12 protein-coding genes are annotated in these 16,509 nt (G+C 66.4%); 7 read left to right on the plus strand and 5 right to left on the minus strand.

All coding sequences use genetic code 11. The annotated features are described in order from the left end of the window. Positions 1-16: 16 nt before the first annotated feature. Positions 17-919 (minus strand): ABC transporter ATP-binding protein, encoded by a 903-nt coding sequence (locus tag AC6BOR_RS03195; RefSeq protein WP_498059766.1) that lies wholly within the window; start codon positions 917-919, stop codon positions 17-19. 123 nt (positions 920-1,042) lie between these two features. Here AC6BOR_RS03195 and AC6BOR_RS03200 point away from each other — a divergent pair, with 123 nt between their 5' ends. The 4 genes from AC6BOR_RS03200 to AC6BOR_RS03215 all read left to right on the plus strand — a co-directional run bounded on the left by AC6BOR_RS03200 (position 1,043) and on the right by AC6BOR_RS03215 (position 6,699). Continuing rightward, positions 1,043-2,572 carry a M20/M25/M40 family metallo-hydrolase gene (locus AC6BOR_RS03200; RefSeq protein WP_498059767.1) on the plus strand — a complete coding sequence of 510 codons (1,530 nt, stop codon included), beginning with the start codon at positions 1,043-1,045 and terminating at the stop codon, positions 2,570-2,572. A 114-nt stretch (positions 2,573-2,686) separates the two neighbouring features. Further along, complete coding sequence (locus tag AC6BOR_RS03205) at positions 2,687-4,591, plus strand: potassium transporter Kup (protein ID WP_498059768.1); 1,905 nt, start codon at positions 2,687-2,689, stop codon at positions 4,589-4,591. Between the two features lie 9 nt (positions 4,592-4,600). Then, positions 4,601-6,034 (plus strand): ATP-binding protein, encoded by a 1,434-nt coding sequence (locus AC6BOR_RS03210; protein WP_498059769.1) that lies wholly within the window; start codon positions 4,601-4,603, stop codon positions 6,032-6,034. Then, positions 6,031-6,699 carry a response regulator transcription factor gene (locus tag AC6BOR_RS03215; protein ID WP_498059770.1) on the plus strand — a complete coding sequence of 223 codons (669 nt, stop codon included), beginning with the start codon at positions 6,031-6,033 and terminating at the stop codon, positions 6,697-6,699. The genes AC6BOR_RS03210 and AC6BOR_RS03215 overlap by 4 nt, the downstream gene beginning before the upstream one ends. Here the strand turns inward: AC6BOR_RS03215 and AC6BOR_RS03220 are convergent. Next, positions 6,696-7,736 (minus strand): LacI family DNA-binding transcriptional regulator, encoded by a 1,041-nt coding sequence (locus AC6BOR_RS03220; RefSeq protein WP_498059771.1) that lies wholly within the window; start codon positions 7,734-7,736, stop codon positions 6,696-6,698. The genes AC6BOR_RS03215 and AC6BOR_RS03220 overlap by 4 nt on opposite strands. Next, positions 7,736-9,061, minus strand: coding sequence for an MFS transporter (locus AC6BOR_RS03225; RefSeq protein ID WP_498059772.1), 1,326 nt, complete (start codon positions 9,059-9,061; stop codon positions 7,736-7,738). The genes AC6BOR_RS03220 and AC6BOR_RS03225 overlap by 1 nt, the downstream gene beginning before the upstream one ends. 156 nt (positions 9,062-9,217) lie before the next feature. Between AC6BOR_RS03225 and AC6BOR_RS03230 the strand changes: the two genes are divergently transcribed. The 3 genes from AC6BOR_RS03230 to AC6BOR_RS03240 all read left to right on the plus strand — a co-directional run bounded on the left by AC6BOR_RS03230 (position 9,218) and on the right by AC6BOR_RS03240 (position 13,759). Continuing rightward, entirely contained in the window at positions 9,218-11,683 is a 2,466-nt protein-coding gene (locus tag AC6BOR_RS03230; RefSeq protein WP_498059773.1) for a TonB-dependent siderophore receptor, read from the plus strand. A gap of 85 nt (positions 11,684-11,768) precedes the next feature. After that, positions 11,769-12,887: a glycoside hydrolase family 68 protein gene (locus AC6BOR_RS03235; RefSeq protein ID WP_498059774.1), complete on the plus strand. Its 1,119-nt coding sequence runs from the start codon at positions 11,769-11,771 to the stop codon at positions 12,885-12,887. Next, positions 12,884-13,759, plus strand: coding sequence for an ROK family protein (locus AC6BOR_RS03240; RefSeq protein ID WP_498059775.1), 876 nt, complete (start codon positions 12,884-12,886; stop codon positions 13,757-13,759). The genes AC6BOR_RS03235 and AC6BOR_RS03240 overlap by 4 nt, the downstream gene beginning before the upstream one ends. Here the strand turns inward: AC6BOR_RS03240 and AC6BOR_RS03245 are convergent. Both AC6BOR_RS03245 and AC6BOR_RS03250 read right to left on the minus strand, forming a co-directional pair. After that, positions 13,756-15,453 carry a class I adenylate-forming enzyme family protein gene (locus tag AC6BOR_RS03245; RefSeq protein ID WP_498059776.1) on the minus strand — a complete coding sequence of 566 codons (1,698 nt, stop codon included), beginning with the start codon at positions 15,451-15,453 and terminating at the stop codon, positions 13,756-13,758. The two genes, AC6BOR_RS03240 and AC6BOR_RS03245, sit on opposite strands and share 4 nt — an antisense overlap. 132 nt (positions 15,454-15,585) lie before the next feature. Then, positions 15,586-16,320 (minus strand): response regulator, encoded by a 735-nt coding sequence (locus tag AC6BOR_RS03250; RefSeq protein ID WP_498059777.1) that lies wholly within the window; start codon positions 16,318-16,320, stop codon positions 15,586-15,588. Positions 16,321-16,509 lie beyond the last annotated feature (189 nt).

The raw sequence follows: 16,509 nt of genomic DNA on the forward strand, positions 1-16,509 counted from the left end.
GTCCTGCCCTTGCCGTTCAGGCCGCAACGGCAGCAGCGGTGGGAGCGGTGCGCCGGCTCTTGGCCAGCGTGGCGAAATAAACATCCTCCAGCCCGCCTTCGACCGGCGTGAAGCCCTGACCCGGATCGGTTTCGGACAGGATGTGGATGATGGTGCGCCCGGCGAACAGGCGGGTGGAGATGACCTCGTGCGCTGCCTTCATCGCCTCCAGCTCGTCGCGGCGGATGGCCTTGGCCCACACGGTGCCGCGTGCCCGTTGGATCAGATCAAGCGGCGCACCTTCCAGCTGGATGCGGCCCGCTGCCAGCACCGCCATACGCGGGCACAGATCGGCGACATCCTCGACAATGTGGGTCGAAAGGATGACCACCACATTCTCGCCAATCTCGGCCAGCAGATTGAGGAAGCGGTTGCGCTCTTCGGGGTCAAGGCCGGCGGTGGGCTCGTCCACGATGATCAGGCGCGGATTGCCGATCAGTGCCTGGGCAATGCCGAAGCGCTGCCGCATCCCGCCCGAAAAGCCGGCAATCGCCTTGCCGCGCACCGTCCACAAATTGGTCTGGTTCAGCAGGGTTTCCACCGTCGCCTTGCGATCGGCCGCGCTGGCAATGCCCTTCAGCACGCACATATGGTCCAGCATGTCATAGGCCGAAACGCGCGGATAAACGCCAAAATCCTGCGGCAGATAACCCAGGGTCTCGCGCAGCCGTTCCGGCTCGGCAATCACGTCGATATCGCCAAAGCGGATCTGGCCGGCCGTCGGGGTCTGCAACGTCGCCACCGTGCGCATCAGTGTCGATTTGCCGGCGCCGTTGGGGCCCAGCAAACCAAACATGCCCGTGGGGATCGCAAGGTTCACGTCATCCAGGGCGCGGGTGCCGTTGGGATAGACATGGGTAACGCCCGACAGTTGCAGCATGATGCGAAATTCTCCGGTTGCTCTGCCCGCTCTCATAACAGCTGTATTATCCATGTAAAGCGGCTGTCGGTTGCCTTCGCGGGCGGCTTGCGCCACGGTGGCACGGCAATGTTGGGGGTGTACATGATGAAATCCGGGTTGATGGCGCTGTGCATGCTGGCGGTCGCGAGCGCGGCCACGGCCACCCCGGCATCTGACCGGCTGCGGGCCCAGGTGCGCAGCTGGCGCCAGGCCAATGAACGGCAATTGCTGTCTGATTACAGCCAGTTCGTTGCCATGCCCAGCATCGCCAGCAACCTGGCGGACGTTGATCGCAATGCCGATTATCTGGAAGCCCAGTTGAAGGCGCGGGGTTTCGCCACCCGGCAGCTGCGCGCCCGGCCCGGCACACCGGCCAGTGTGTTTGCCGAACGCCGCACGCCGGGCGCAAAGCGCACCATGCTGCTGTACGCCCATTATGACGGGCAGCCGGTGAACCAGCCCGGCTGGCTGGATCCGCCGTTCCAGCCCACGCTGCGCACACCGCCGCCGGCCAGCCGGAAGATTGATCCCGCCCCCGGACAGCCGATCGATCCCGATTGGCGCCTGCACGGCCGCGCCAGCGGCGACGACAAGGCAACCATCGCCGCCACGCTGTGGGCGCTGGATGCGCTGGCGGCCAAGGGCATCACACCCGCCGTCAACATCAAGATCCTGTGGGAGGGTGAGGAGGAGGCCGGCTCCCCCAATTTCGGCGCCATCGTGCGCGCCAACAAGGCGCTGCTGGCCGCTGATCTCCTCATCATGGGTGACGGCCCGGTCCACCAGAGCGGCCGGCCGCTGGTGAGCGGCGGCAACCGCGGCATCATCGATTTCGAGGCCACCGTCTATGGCCCGGCCCGCGCCCTGCACGATGGCCATTATGGCAATTGGGTGCCCAGCCCCACCGTGATGATCGCCGATCTGGTGATGCAGCTGCGCGATGAGCAGGGCAACATCAAGGTGCCTGGCCTTGCCAGCGAAGTCCCGCCGCCCTCGGCAAGCGACAAGGCAGCGCTGGCCGCGCTACCGCCGGTGGAGGCGCAACTGAAGCAGGATCTGGCGCTGGGCCGCACCATCGGCACCGAACGCATTGCTGATGGCTATCTTTCACCCACATTGAACGTGCGCGCCATCCACGGCGGCGACACGCGCTCGCCAGCGGCCAACGCCATTGCCACATCGGCCTGGGCCAGTTTCGACATCAGGCTGGGGCCGGGCCAGACCATGGCGCATGTCCGGGAAACCACCGAAGCCTATCTGGCGCAGCAAGGCTGGCACATCATCCGCACCGAACCTGATCTCGCGACCCGCCAGGCCTGGCCGAAACTGTTGAAGCTGAACTGGAGCGACGGCGGCTCGGTTGCGGTCAAGGTGCCGCTGGACACGCCGGCGGCCAAGGCGGTGATCGACGCCTTCGCGCGCATTGCCGGCCAGCCGCCGGTGCAGATGCCGTTGATGGGCGGCACCACGCCGTTTGCCGAAATTGTCGAGGCGCTGGGTGCGCCGATGATCGGCGTTTCGGTGGCCAATGCCGACGACAATCAGCATGCCGCGAACGAGAATATCCGCATCGGCAATCTGTGGGATGGGATCGAGATCTACGCAGCGCTGCTGGCCGACACGCGCTGGTAACCGGACGAAATCGCCGACTTTTACGCGCCCTTTACGCGCCGGGCCGGCGATCCCTATGGCAATTTAACGCGCCCATGGCCCATTGGCGGGCCTCCATGATGTTGGAGGTGCGCCGTGCAATCCGCAGCCCGAACAACCCGCAATTCTCTCGCTGCGCTCACCCTGGGCGCGATTGGCGTCGTCTATGGCGACATTGGCACCAGCCCGCTCTATGCCTTTCGGGAGGCACTGGCCCAGGCCGCTGGCGGCGGCATCGATCGCGGGGAGATCATCGGTGTGCTGTCGCTGGCGTTGTGGGCGCTGATCCTGGTGGTCAGCCTGAAATATGTGCTGTTTCTCACCCGGATGGACAATGGCGGCGAAGGCGGCGTGCTTTCGCTGATGGCGCTGGCTCGCCGCGCCACTGGCAGCAGCTGGCTGATCGTCACCCTGCTGGGCGCCACCGGGGCGGCCATGTTCTATGGCGATGCCATCATCACGCCGGCCTTGTCGGTATTGTCGGCCGTGGAGGGCCTGAAAACCATTCCCGGCCTTGATGGCATGTCACAAGGCGTCATCCTGGGTGTCACCGTCGCCATCCTGCTGGCGCTGTTCGTCGGGCAATCGCGCGGCACGGCCGGCATGGCGGCGCTGTTCGGGCCGGTATGCCTGCTATGGTTCGCGGCGCTCGCCGGCCTTGGTGTCTGGCAGATCGTGCAGACCCCGGCGATCCTGGCGGCGGTCAATCCAGTCCACGGCATCAGTTTTCTGGCCGGCCACGGCATGACCGGGCTGCTCGTGCTCGGCGCCGTGTTCCTCACTGTGACCGGCGCCGAAGCCCTGATTGCCGACATGGGCCATTTCGGCCGGCTGCCGATCCAGCTCGGTTGGTTGGGCCTAGTGTGGCCGGCGCTGACCCTCAACTATCTTGGCCAGGGGGCGCTGGCCCTGCGTGCGCTGGCCACGGCCGAAGCGGCAGGTCAGCCGCTGGCCAATGCCGACTGGTTCTTCATCATGGCGCCTGATGTGCTGCGGGCGCCGCTGGTGGTGCTCGCAACATTGGCGACGATCATCGCCAGCCAGGCTGTCATCACCGGCGCCTACTCGCTCACCAGCCAGGCCATCTCGCTCGGCCTGCTGCCGCGGCTGACCATCCGGCAAACCTCCGAACATCAGATCGGCCAGATCTACATGCCTGCGGTCAACTGGCTGCTGCTCACCTGCGTGCTCATCCTGGTGTTCGCCTTCCGGTCCAGCACGGCAATGGCGGCGGCCTATGGCATTGCCGTGACGGCCACCATGGTCGTCACCACCTGCCTTGCTTTCATCATCGCCTGGAAACACTGGCGCTGGGAACCGCTGTGGGCGGCACTGCTGGTGGCACCGTTCCTGGCGCTGGATCTGTTCTTCCTCGGCGCCAATCTGCTGCGCATTGGCGAAGGCGGCTGGGTGCCGCTGCTGGTGGCGGCCATCGTGGGGCTGGTCATGGCCATCTGGATCCGCGGCCGCACCGCGGCGCTTAGCCGGGCCAGCGAACAAGGCATCGCGCTGGATGATGCGCTGGCGGCGCTGGCCAGCCGGCCGCCGGCCATCGTGGCCGGCACCGCCGTCTTCCTCACCCAGAATCTGGCGCTCACGCCATCGGCGCTGCTGCACAATCTGAAGCACAACAAGGCGCTGCACCAGAACAACATCCTGCTGAAGGTCGACATCCAGGCCGCGCCACATGTGGCACCGGCCGACCGGTTGGAACTGGACCGGGTGGATGAACACTTCACCAAGGCCCGGCTGCGCTATGGCTATATGGACGTGATCGATGTGCCCAGCGACCTCGCCCGCCACCAGGGCCTGATCGCACGGCCCGGCGGCACCTCCTTCTTCCTGGGGCGCAGCGCCATCCGCTTTGGCACCACGCCGGCGCTGCCGCGCTGGATGGTGGTGATCTACATGTTCCTCCACCGCAATGCCGCCGATCCCACGGCCTATTTCGCCATTCCCAGCAACCGGGTGGTCGAACTTGGCAGCCAGATCGAACTATAGTGGCTGGCCATGACGAAACCCGCCCAATCCTATCTTGCAGCGCTGGCCGCCGTCGCCGCCACGGCCTGGGCTGCTGATGCCGGTCTGCAGGTGCTGGGCCTCGCCTCGGCAGCATTGCTGTTCTTGCTCCCAGTTCTGCTTGCTGCGACGCGCGGCGGGCTTGGGCCCGGCCTGTTTGCGGCCCTCGGTGGCGCTGCCGCCTATAATTTCTTCCTGCTGGAACCGCGCTACACCTTCCGGGTGCACCAGACCGAAAATCTGGTCAGCCTGGTGGTGCTGGTTGCCGTCGCGCTGGTCACCAGCCGGCTTGCCTCCCGCCTCACCCAGCGCGAAGCCGAAGCACAGCAGCGCGCCGGCCGCAGCGCTGAAATGGCCGAACTGTCTGCACAGTTGGGCGCCCCCCCGGCCGAAACGGCACTCGCGCGCGGCATCGCCCTGGTTGAAACGCGATACGGCCCGCTGCGCCTGCTGCCAGCCGGCACGCTGCCGCAACCCGACGGGGGCTTCTCGGCACTGGATGCCGCCGCCGCGGCCTGGGCAGCACACAATGGCGACTGCACCGGGCACGGCACCGCCGTGATGGCCGCTGCAGACTGGAGCTTTCTGCCGCTCGCCGCCCGGAACCGGCAGGAGATTGGTGTTGCCGCCCTCGCCCGCCCGATGGACGGCCGGATGCGCGGCGAGGCGGAGCTGGCGCATCTGCACCAGATTGCCTTGCTGTTCGGCCAGAGCCTGGACCGCGACGCGCTGGAGGCCGAACGCCGCGAGCGCGCCATGCTGGAAGAGCGAGACCGGTTGCGGCGCACTGTGCTGGCCTCCCTTGGCCATGATTTCCGCACGCCACTTACCGTCATCACGGGCCAGTTGGCCGACCTGGCACGCACACATCCGGCAGCTGGTGAAGCACTCGCAGCCGCGCAGCGCCTCGAACGGATGATGAGCGATCTGATCGGCGCCGCCCGGCTGGAGGCTGGCGCGCTGGCGCCCCGACTGGAAGCGGTGGACCCGCTGGACAGCATCAACGCCGCTGCCGATGCCGTGGCCATCCCAACCGGCATCGCGCTGGCGCGGCATCTGCCAGCCGATCTGCCGTTTGTCGTCGCCGATCCGGTGCTGCTTCAGCAAATGGTCGCCAATCTGGTCGACAATGCGCTGCGCCACGCCAGGCACCGTGTCACCCTCAGCGCTGAGGTTGCCGACACGATGATGCACCTGCACGTCGATGATGATGGCCCCGGCGTGCCCATGGCCGACCGCGCCCGGATCTTCGAGCGCTTCACCCGGATCGAGGGGACAGACCGCACCCACGGCAGCGGCCTTGGGCTTGCCATCGTCAAGGGCTTCGGCGATGCCATGGCCATGTCCATCACGGTCGACAGCGCCCCGGCCGGCGGCGCGCGCTTCACGCTCGCCATGCGGCTGGCACCGGCGCCAGCCGCATGAGCCGCATCCTCTGCATCGATGATGAACCGGCCATCCTGCGGTTGCTGGCCGTGGTCCTCACCGCCGATGGCCATGACGCCATCGCCGCAGGCAATGCCAGCAAGGCGCTGCAGCAGCTGGCCAACGGCAATGTGGACGCCATCCTGCTCGATCTGGGCCTGCCCGATCGCGATGGGCTGGAGCTGATCCCCGTGCTGCGTGCCGCCAGCACTGCACCCATTCTCGTCATTTCAGCCCGCACCGACGTGGCCGAAAAGGTCACCGCGCTTGATCTGGGCGCCGCCGATTATATCACCAAGCCATTCAACGGCGAGGAGGTGCGTGCCCGGCTGCGCGTTGCCCTGCGCACCGGCCGCAGCAGCGACGACGGCACGCTCAGCCATGGCCCATTCCGCATTGATCCCGACCGCCACAGCGCCTGCTTCTCGGGCCAGCCGCTGTCGCTCACCCCGCGCGAATTCGCCCTGCTGAGCGCGCTGGTCGCGGCACAGGGCCGGGTGCTGACCCATGCCATGCTGCTCGAACAGGTGTGGGGCAAGGCCCACCGCGAGGATGTCGAATATCTGCGCGTCGCCATCCGTGCCCTGCGCCTGAAGGTGGAACAGGACCCGGCCCGCCCCGCCCTGATCCGCAACGAGCCCGGTATCGGCTATCGTCTCGGTTAAGCTGTCGCGCGCACCACCAGTTCGGGGGGCAGCACCAGGCTTTCGGTCTTCTCGCCGGCCAGCCGGCGCAGCAACAGGTCCACAAGGCCGCGGGCACCGGCCGCGATGTCCTGCCGGATGGTGGTGAGCGGCGGTACGGTCTGCCCAGCCAATGGCAGATCATCAAAGCCCACCAGCCGCATGCGCTGCGGCACGGCCAGGCCACGATCCTGCAGCGCCTTCAGGCAGGCCACCGCCAGCGTGTCGGTCGCGGCGAAGATGCCATCGATCTGGCCGGCGTGGCGGGCCAGATGGCCGGCAATCTCATCGGGCATGCGATCAATCGCCAGATGGGTGGGGCAGGCCATGATCGGCACCCCGGAACGTGCCGCCACATCCCCGGCCCCGGCAAATCGCGCGGCAAACTCCATCGGCTCGGTATCGCCCAGGAACATCAGGCTGGTTGCACCGGCGGCGATCAGCTGCTGCGCCGCCAGCCGCCCGCCCAGCCGGTTGTCGGTGCCCACCACGCAATGGCGCTGGCCCTGCTGGTGGTTGCCCCACACCACCATCGGCAGATAGGCGGCGGCCGCCTCCTCAATGCGGTCGAACTGGTCCGATTGGCCGATGACGATCAGGCCATCGACCATGCCCGAACCGGTGAAGCGGGCCAGCCAATCCTCGTCGCGATCCGGGATCACCCGGCGCAGCATCAGGTCATAGCCATGCTCGGTCAGCTCGTCGGCCAGGTGGCCGAGCAAGGTCATGAAGAAACTGTCGGAAATCTGCTGGCGCCGGTCATGGCCCAGCGGAATGGCCACGCCCACCACGCCGGTTTTCTGGCGGCGCAGGTTGCTGGCCATCTGGTTCAGTTGAAAGCCGTGCGTCCGCGCCAGCTGCTGGATGCGATCACGGGTGCGGGCATTGACCAGCGCATTGCCGGCCAGCGCGCGCGACACGGTACCGGGCGACACACCGGCCAGCCGTGCCAGATCGGTGATGGTGCGCACCTGCCCATCGCCCAGCGCGGGTTCCATATTGTCGTCAGCGCCCGCCATCAGGCCGCCTGCGTTCGCGGCAGGCGCTGGCCGGCGTCCACCAGCAGGGTGGCACCAGCCCCGGCCAGCATGAGGCCGCCGGCCAGCAACAGCACGTTGCGCGGGTCCCCGCCCAGCAGCGGCTGGTAGAGCAAGGGCATGGTGAGCGTCTGGATCAGCATGGGCACCACAATGAACATGTTGAAGATGCCCATGTAAATCCCATTGCGTTCCGGTGGGATGGAATCGGCCAGCATGACATGAAGATTGCCCATCATGCCGGCCCAGCCCAGGCCAATACCGATCATCAGGCCGAACAGCGCCAACGGTGACGAGACGCCGGGGATCATCAGCATGGCCGCGCCCGATGCCGCAAGGCACAGGGCGTGCACCAGCCGCACCCCCAGCCGCCGCACCAATGGGATCAGCAGCAGCGCCCCGGCAAAAGCGACCAGATTGTAAAGCGCGCCGGCCTGCTGCGCCGTCAGCGTCGCCGCGCGGAAGGCCGCGCTGTGCGGATCGGCGGTGCCATAGGGGCCGCGGGCGACGGCAAAGCTGATGAACTGCCAATAGGCGAACATCGCATACCATTGGCACAGCATCGGCCAGACCAGCTGGCGCATCGGCCGCGGCATGTCGCGCACGGCTGCCGCAATATCGGCCAGGGTGCCCCGCCAGCCAAGCGGCCGCGCCGCCAGCACCACCCGCTCGGCCGGCGCCAGTGGCAGTTCCGGCACCCGCCACACCGACCAGACAATGGTGCTGATCGACAGGATCGCGCCGATCACGAAGGCGATGCGCACCACGGCCGGGATGCCATTGCCATCCACCACATCACGGCCCACCAGCGCCGTGAGCAGACTGGGCGCCAGATAGGACAGGCATTGCGCCAGGCCGGTGAAGGCGCTTTGGGTCAGGAATCCGGTCGCGCGCTGATCCGGCGCCAGCCGATCGGCGACATAGGCGCGATAGGGTTCCATGGTGATGTTGTTGCCGGCATCCAGGATCCACAACAGCGAGGCCGCCATCCAAAGTGTGGCCGAATACGGCATGGCCAACAGCGCCAGCGAACAGATCAGCGCGCCGGCCAGGAAATAGGGTGTGCGCCGGCCCAGCCGCGACAGGGTCCGGTCACTCATCGCGCCGATCAGCGGCTGCACCAACAAACCGGTCATCGGCCCGGCCAGCCAGAGCAGCGGCATCGTCGCCTCCTCGGCCCCCAGCATGCCATAGATCGGGCCCATATTGGCCTGCTGCAGGCCAAAGCTGAACTGCAAACCAAAGAAGCCGATGTTCATTTCCACGATTCGCCACAGTGAAAGCCGTGGTTTTTCCGCCGCTTGCATGGCCACTCCTCCCCGCGTGCCGCCTCTGCCGGGCTGCACTGCAATTCCCTGCCTGCCACAGAATCGGCGAAATTCAAACGTTTGCATTTTTTGGTTGCAAACGTTTGTAACGAAGCTATGCCTGTCCGCAACCATAAGGGAGAGGAGCAGTATCGCATGAAGATTCGCCACGCATTGGCCATCGGGGTGGCGTTCGCCGCTCTCGGCGCACCGGCCTTAGCACAAACCGAAACCGCCAAGGCCGACGCCGCCAAGCCGGACAGCAGCGACGATGCGCTGGGCCTGGAAGAGATTGTCGTGACGGCCAGCGCCCGCCCGGCCAACCGCCTCGACACCTCGGTCTCGGTCAGCGCGCTGTCCACCCAGGCGGTGCTGGATGCCGCCCCGCGCACCACGGCTGAAATCTTCCGCCAGATCCCCGGCATCCGTTCGGAATCGACCGGCGGCGACGGCAATGCCAACATCGCCGTGCGCGGTCTGCCGGTCGCTTCGGGCGGCGCCAAGTTCCTGCAGCTGCAGGAAGATGGCCTGCCGGTGATGCAGTTCGGCGACATCGCGTTCGGCAACGCCGACATCTTCCTGCGCGCCGACCAGACCATCCGCTCGATCGAAGCGGTGCGCGGCGGCTCCGCCTCCACCCTCGCCTCCAACGCGCCGGGCGGCGTCATCAACTTCATCAGCAAGGATGGCAGCGAGGATGGCGGCACGCTGATCGGCACCGCCGGCGTCGATTTCGAGGAATATCGCCTCGATTTCAACTATGGCGCCCACATCGCCGAAAAGACCCGCTTCAACATCGGCGGTTTCTGGCGTGAAGGCGAAGGCCCGCGCCGCGCCGGTTACAACGGCAACAGCGGCTATCAGGTGAAGGCCAACCTCACCCAGGACTTTGATGGCGGCTATGTGCGGTTGAACGTCAAGCATCTGGATGATCGCGCCATCGGCTATCTGCCGATGCCGATGCTGGTCACCGGCTCCAACGCCGATCCCAAATTCCAGTCCTTCACCAATTTCGACATATTGCGCGACACGCCGCACAGCGCCTTCTTCACCACGGCCGCTGGCCTTGATGGCAACAACAACCGCAGAGTCACCGATATCCGCGACGGCATGCGCGCGCTGGTCACCACGCTCGGCCTCGAAGCCCAGTTCGAGCTGGCCGATGGCCTGACGATCGAGGAACGTTTCCGCTGGTCCAGCGTGAAGGGCCGCTTTGTCTCGCCCTTCCCGTCGGAAGTGGGCGCGGCTGCCGGCATCGGCAATTCGGTCGGCCAGCTGCTCACCGGCACCGCCGGCAGCTACAATCTTGTCTATGCCAACGGCCCCAACGCCGGCCGCGCCTTCAACAATGCCAATGGCCTGTTGATGCGCACTCACTTGTTCAACACCGAAATCAATGATTTCGGCGGCTTCACCAACGATCTGAAGCTGACCAAGGAACTTGGCAAGGTCACTGCGACGCTGGGCTTCTACAAGGCCCGCCAGAACATCGACATGGACTGGACGTGGGACAGTTTCCTGATGGAGGTTCAGGGCCGCAACGCCGCGCTGGTGGATGTGGTCAACCCGGCCAATGGCGCGGTGCTCACCCGCAATGGTCTTTATGCCTATGGCGTGCCGTTCTGGGGCAATTGCTGCCAGCGCAGCTATGATGTCAGCTACGACATCAATGCCCCCTATCTGGCGGTGAATGCCGATCTCGGCGCCCTCAGCCTCGATGGCTCGCTGCGGTGGGACAATGTCTCGGCCCGCGGCAGCTATGCCGGCACGCTGCAGGCCAGCAACTTCGATGTCGATGGCAACGGCTCCATCCAGCCGGTCGAACGGTCCGTCTCGCTGATCGCCAATGGCACGCCCAGCCCGGTCAATTATGACATCGGCTATTTCTCCTGGTCGCTGGGCGCCAATTATCGCCTCAACGATGACACGGCGGTGTTTGGCCGGGCCAGCCGTGGCGGCCGCGCCAATGCCGATCGCCTGTTGTTTGGGGTGGTGCTGCCCAACGGCGGCGTGCGCAAGCAGGATGCGGTGGACTATGTCGATCAGTATGAAATCGGCGTGAAATACAAGTCGCGCGGCTTCGGCCTGTTCGTCACCGGCTTCTATGCCCGTACGCAGGAACAGAATTTCGAAGCCACCACCCAGCGTTTCTTCGATCGCACCTATGAAGCCAAGGGCATCGAGCTGGAAACCGCGTATCACACCGGCCCGTTCGATCTGCGCGCCGGCGCGACCTGGACGGATGCGACCATCGCCAGCGATGCCATCACGCCGGCGAACCAGGGCAACACCCCGCGCCGCCAGGCCCGCTTCATCTATCAACTCACCCCGTCGGTGGATCTCGATGTCGCGCGCTTCGGCCTCAACATCGTCGGCACCACCCGCGCCTATGCGCAGGACAACAACCAGCTGGTGTTCCCGGCCTACACCCAGGTCAACGCCTTCGTGAACGTCCGCCCGGTCGATCGCGTCGAAGTCTCCCTGAATGCCAACAATCTGTTCAACGCGGTTGGCATCACCGAGGCGGAGGAAGGCGCCATCACCCAGGGCGCCAACAACTTCCTGCGCGCCCGTGCTATCAACGGCCGGACCATCACCGCATCGGTGCGGTTCGACTTCTGATCGACTCCCCCGGCCGGGGTTGCCACTTGGCAGCCCCGGCCACCCCACTATTGTCACCCACTCCTGCCACATCGGGCCCCCGTTCATGACCAGCCGCTGGACTGTCGCCGCCGCCGGCACCGCCAATGCCGCCCAGGCCGCCCAGGTGCCGCTGATCACCGGCGTCGACCGGCAGGGCCTGGCGCCCGACCGATTGTACTGGGACCTGTGGCCGATCCAGGACGAACAGGGCCGCATCGCCCGCCTCGCCGGGCGGGAATTTTGGATGGTCCTCACCGCGCCCGACCGCGGCGACCCGGCGCTGCGCCACTTCGAGGCGAAGATCCACCTGCTCGAACGGCGTGACGGCCAGTGGCAGGATCTGGGCCCGGTGCTGCCGGATGTGCCAGTGCCCTATGAGCGCGAATGGGCCGGCTCCGCCGTCACCAACGGCACCAATGTCACCCTCTATTTCACCGCGGCCGGCACCGATGCCCGGCCCGGCGGCTATCAGCAGCAGCTTTTCGAAGCCAGCGCCGCCATCGGCGCTGATGGCCGCCCGCAGGGCTGGTCGCACCCCCGGCCCTCGCTGCGTGGGCCTCATCCCGCCTATATGCTGGCCGATGCCCATGAAGGCGAAGCCGGCAAGATCAAGGCCTTCCGCGATCCGGCCTGGTTCCGCGATCCGGCCGACGGCCACGAATATCTGATCTTCACCGCCTCGCTGGCCGGTGCTGCCAGCGATCACAACGGCGCGGTTGGCATCGCCCGCAAGGCCAGCGATGGCGGCTGGCAGCTGCTGCCGCCGCTGGTCACCGCCGATGGCGTCAACAACGAGCTGGAACGCGCCCATGTCGTGGTTCACGCGGGGCGTTATCATGTCCTCTGGGCCACCCAGTCCAGCACCTTCGCCCCCGGTCTCGGCCATGCGCCGGGCGGGCTTTACGGCATGGTCGCCGATACGCTGTTCGGGCCCTACACGCCGCTGAACGGCTCCGGCCTGGTGCTGTGCAACCCGCCATCGGCGCCGCTGCAAAGCTACAGCTGGATCGTCACGGCCGAACTCACCGTGGCCAGCTTTGTCGATTTCATCGGCCTCGATGGCACGGCCGTCCCGGCCGATCCGGCGACAGCACGGCGCCATTTCGGCGGGGTGCCGGCGCCGCTGCTGCACCTGTCGCTGCTTGGCCACGGCGCCAGCCTGGTGCACACGCAAGCGGCATGACCAATATCCCCCTTCTGGCCGGTATCGAAGCCGGCGGCACCAAATTCGTGCTGGCCGTGGGCCATGCGCCCGATGCCATCACCGCCCGCCATATCATCCCCACCCGCACGCCGGCTGAAACCCTGGCCGAAGCCAGCGCCTGGTTCGCCGCCCAGGGCGCCATTGCGGCCATGGGCATCGCCAGCTTCGGCCCGGTGGCGCTGGATCCCGCCTCGCCGCGCTGGGGCCATATCACCAACACGCCCAAGCCGGGTTGGGCCGATTGCGATCTGGCCGGCCATTTCGCCCGCAGCCTGGGCGTGCCGGTGGGCTTTGACACCGATGTGAACGGCGCCGCGCTGGCCGAAGCCCGCATAGGCGCCGGCCGTGATGCCGGTTCGCTGGCCTATGTCACCATTGGCACGGGGGTGGGCGGCGGCCTCATGCTCGATGGCCAGCTGGTGCATGGTGCCGCCCATCCCGAAATGGGCCACATGCTGCCGCGCCGCCCGGCCAACGATGCCGATTTTCCCGGCATCTGCCCCCACCATGGCGATTGCCTGGAAGGGCTGGTGTGCGGCCCGGCGATCATCGCGCGCTGGGGCCAGCCATTGTCAGGCCTGCCCGCCGATCATCCTGGCCACGCCATCATTGCCGATTATCTGGCGCAACTCTGCCACACGCTGATCGCCACCACGGCGGTGGAAATCATCGTGCTGGGCGGCGGCGTCATGAACACGCCCGGCCTGATCGACCGGGTGCGCGCCCGCACCGACACCCTGGGCAACGCCTATTTCCCCGGCACCGGGCGCCATCGCATCCTGCCCCCTGCCCTGGGCGACAACAGCGGGATCACAGGCGCCCTGCTGCTGGCGCAGGCCGCCGCCCGTTAGGCCGTCGGCAGCGCCGCGCTCAACTGTTCGCGCAGCTCGCGCCGCAGGAATTTGCCACTGGCATTGCGCGGCAGCGGATCGGCCATGAACCAGATGTGGCGTGGCAGCTTGTAATTGGCGATCAGCGCCGCGCAGTGCTGGCGCAGGCCCTCGGCATCCAAAGCCTCGCCGGGTTTCAACACCACGGCCACGCCCACCTCTTCGCCCAGCCGTTCGTCGGCCACGCCGAACACGCAGCATTCGGCCACCGCCGGGTGGCGATAGATGGCGGCCTCCACCTCCGCGCAATAGACATTCTCGCCGCCGCGCAGCACCATGTCCTTCTTGCGGTCGACGATGTAGATGAAGCCATGCTCGTCGATGCGGGCAATGTCGCCGGTGTGCAGCCAGCCATCGGTGATGGAGGCAGCTGTGGCCTCCGGCCGGTTGATATAGCCCTTGATTACCGCCGCGCCGCGCACCCACAGTTCGCCCACCGCTCCCGGCGGCACCATGTTGCCATCATCGTCCACGCACTTCGCCTCATAGGCCGGCATGGCCGGGCCGGCGCTGTCCGGCTTGTCGACAAAGAAATCCCCGGAGCAGGAGGTGATGATCCCGCAGGTTTCGGTCATGCCGTAACCGGTGCTCGGCCGGGCGCTGGCCACCCGGTCCTCGATCTTGTGCACCAGATCGGGCGGCACCTGGGCGCCGCCGCCCGACATTGCGGTCAGGCTCGACACATCGGTGGTGGCAAAATCCGGGTGGTTGATCAGTTCGCGCGCCATCACCGGCACGCCGCCGATGGAGGTCACCCGTTCCTTTTCGATAATGCGCAGCGCTTCGCCGGCATCCCAGCGATACATCAGCACGATGGTGCCGCCCGCCGCCGTGGTGGCATAGGCGCCGCAATTGTTGGCGGTCACGTGGAACAGCGGCGTTGTCAGCAGCGTCACCGGCACGGGCGGCGTGGCCGGCGGCGCCACACCGGTGGCCAGCTGCACCGCCCGCGCCGTGGACGCACCGGCATAGAGCATGTTGAACAAATTGGTGATGCAGCCCCGGTGCGTCAGCTGCGCGCCCTTGGGAAAGCCTGTGGTGCCCGATGTGTAGAAGATGCAGGCATCGGCATCCGGATCGATCGCCACCTCGGGCATCGGCCCGCCATGGGCAATCACCTCGGCAAAGGGCGTCACGCCTGCCACCGGCTCCGCCAGCCGCACGCCCACCAGCTGCAGCCCGGCCGGCGGAACGGCAATGCCCCGGAACCGCGCCAGCCGCTCGGCATCCAGAAACAGCGCCTTGGGCGCCGCATCCGCCAGGCCATAGGCCATTTCCTCCGGCGTCCACCAAGCGTTCATGCCCACCACCGCAATCCCGGTCGACACGCAGGCCCAATAGATCAGCAGCCATTCCGGATAGTTGCGCATGGCAATCGCCACCCGATCGCCCGGCTGCACGCCGGCAGCGGCCAGCCAGGCGGCAATGGCATCCACCCGGGCATGGGCCTCGGCATAGGTCAGCCGCTCACCTTCATACACAAGATAAGGGCGCTCGGCGAACTGGCGTGTTGATTGCCACAGGGCCCGCACATCCGGCAGCGCATGGGCATAAGCCCGCACCGGCACACCGTCCACCTTGATGGTGACAATCTCGAACGCGCCGCCCGGCCCGGTCAACTCGTCGCGCGCCTGCGCCAGTTCCGCGTAGTGCATGGCCCTCCCCAGAGCAGCTTGATTGCTGGCCACGATACACGCACCACGGCCACTGGAAACCTATCTAGGGTCTGAAGCCAGACCCGATTTGCCTATGGCAAAGGCTGCACCCGTCTGGCCGGCATAGCCCGATCAGTTCCGGTCAATCGCCGGGTCATGGCCGTGCGGCACAAAGATATAGCCGGCGCCGCGCACCGTCTTGATAATCTGCGGATAGGCGGGATCGCGCTCGATCTTCTGACGCAGCCGAACGATGCGCGTGTCAACGGATCGATCAAAGGGCTCCATGTCGCGGGCATGGGCCAGGTCGAGAATGCGGTCACGTGACAACACCCGGCCCGGGTTCTGGGCGAACACGCGCAGCATGTCATATTCCATCGCAGTAATCTCCACCGGGCTGCCATCGGCGGCATAAAGCCGGCGGGAATCAAGGTTGAGGACATGGTCGCCAAAGCGTACCTCGTTCCCCATCGTTGCCGGGGCCTGGCCGGGCGCCGCCACCCGGCGCAGCACCGCGCGCACCCGGGCCAGCAACTCGCGCAGGTCAAACGGCTTGGCCACATAATCATCGGCGCCAAGTTCCAGGCCAACCACCCGATCAATGGTGTCGCCATTGGCAGTCAGCATGATGATGCCAATGTCGCCGCGGGCCTTGAGGCTGCGGGCGATGGTCAACCCGTCTTCACCCGGCATGTTGATATCCAGCAGCACCAGGTGGACCGGCCGCTCCGCCATCAGCAACCGCAGGCTGGCGCCACCATCGACCTGGGTGACCAGAAAGCCATGGTCCACCAGATAATCCTGCACCATTTCGCGCACATCGTCCTCATCATCCACGACAACGATGTGAGGGGTGTTCTGAGTCATCACTGGTCCTTCGCAAGCGCAATGCAAGGCTGCATCATCGCACCACCGCGTCATGCCCGCATGGCAAGGCGTCAGCGTTCATGTTGCAACTGTTACCGTCGTCACCTGCCCAGGCCCAACGCAACAGTGCTGCCGCCAGCGCGCCATACGCCGGATCGCCCGTCACCACAGCCGGTCTGAACGCCAACA

Source organism: Sandarakinorhabdus sp. FBCC-B8862, from assembly GCF_059745315.1.

Coding starts and splice junctions, on each gene's coding strand:
- AC6BOR_RS03220 (WP_498059771.1), bottom strand. CDS start 7,736: ATGGCGGGCGCTGACGACAATATGGAACCCGCGCTGGGCGATGGGCAG.
- AC6BOR_RS03230 (WP_498059773.1), top strand. CDS start 9,218: ATGAAGATTCGCCACGCATTGGCCATCGGGGTGGCGTTCGCCGCTCTC.
- AC6BOR_RS03210 (WP_498059769.1), top strand. CDS start 4,601: ATGACGAAACCCGCCCAATCCTATCTTGCAGCGCTGGCCGCCGTCGCC.
- AC6BOR_RS03200 (WP_498059767.1), top strand. CDS start 1,043: ATGATGAAATCCGGGTTGATGGCGCTGTGCATGCTGGCGGTCGCGAGC.
- AC6BOR_RS03195 (WP_498059766.1), bottom strand. CDS start 919: ATGCTGCAACTGTCGGGCGTTACCCATGTCTATCCCAACGGCACCCGC.
- AC6BOR_RS03225 (WP_498059772.1), bottom strand. CDS start 9,061: ATGCAAGCGGCGGAAAAACCACGGCTTTCACTGTGGCGAATCGTGGAA.
- AC6BOR_RS03240 (WP_498059775.1), top strand. CDS start 12,884: ATGACCAATATCCCCCTTCTGGCCGGTATCGAAGCCGGCGGCACCAAA.
- AC6BOR_RS03250 (WP_498059777.1), bottom strand. CDS start 16,320: ATGACTCAGAACACCCCTCACATCGTTGTCGTGGATGATGAGGACGAT.
- AC6BOR_RS03245 (WP_498059776.1), bottom strand. CDS start 15,453: ATGCACTACGCGGAACTGGCGCAGGCGCGCGACGAGTTGACCGGGCCG.
- AC6BOR_RS03235 (WP_498059774.1), top strand. CDS start 11,769: ATGACCAGCCGCTGGACTGTCGCCGCCGCCGGCACCGCCAATGCCGCC.
- AC6BOR_RS03215 (WP_498059770.1), top strand. CDS start 6,031: ATGAGCCGCATCCTCTGCATCGATGATGAACCGGCCATCCTGCGGTTG.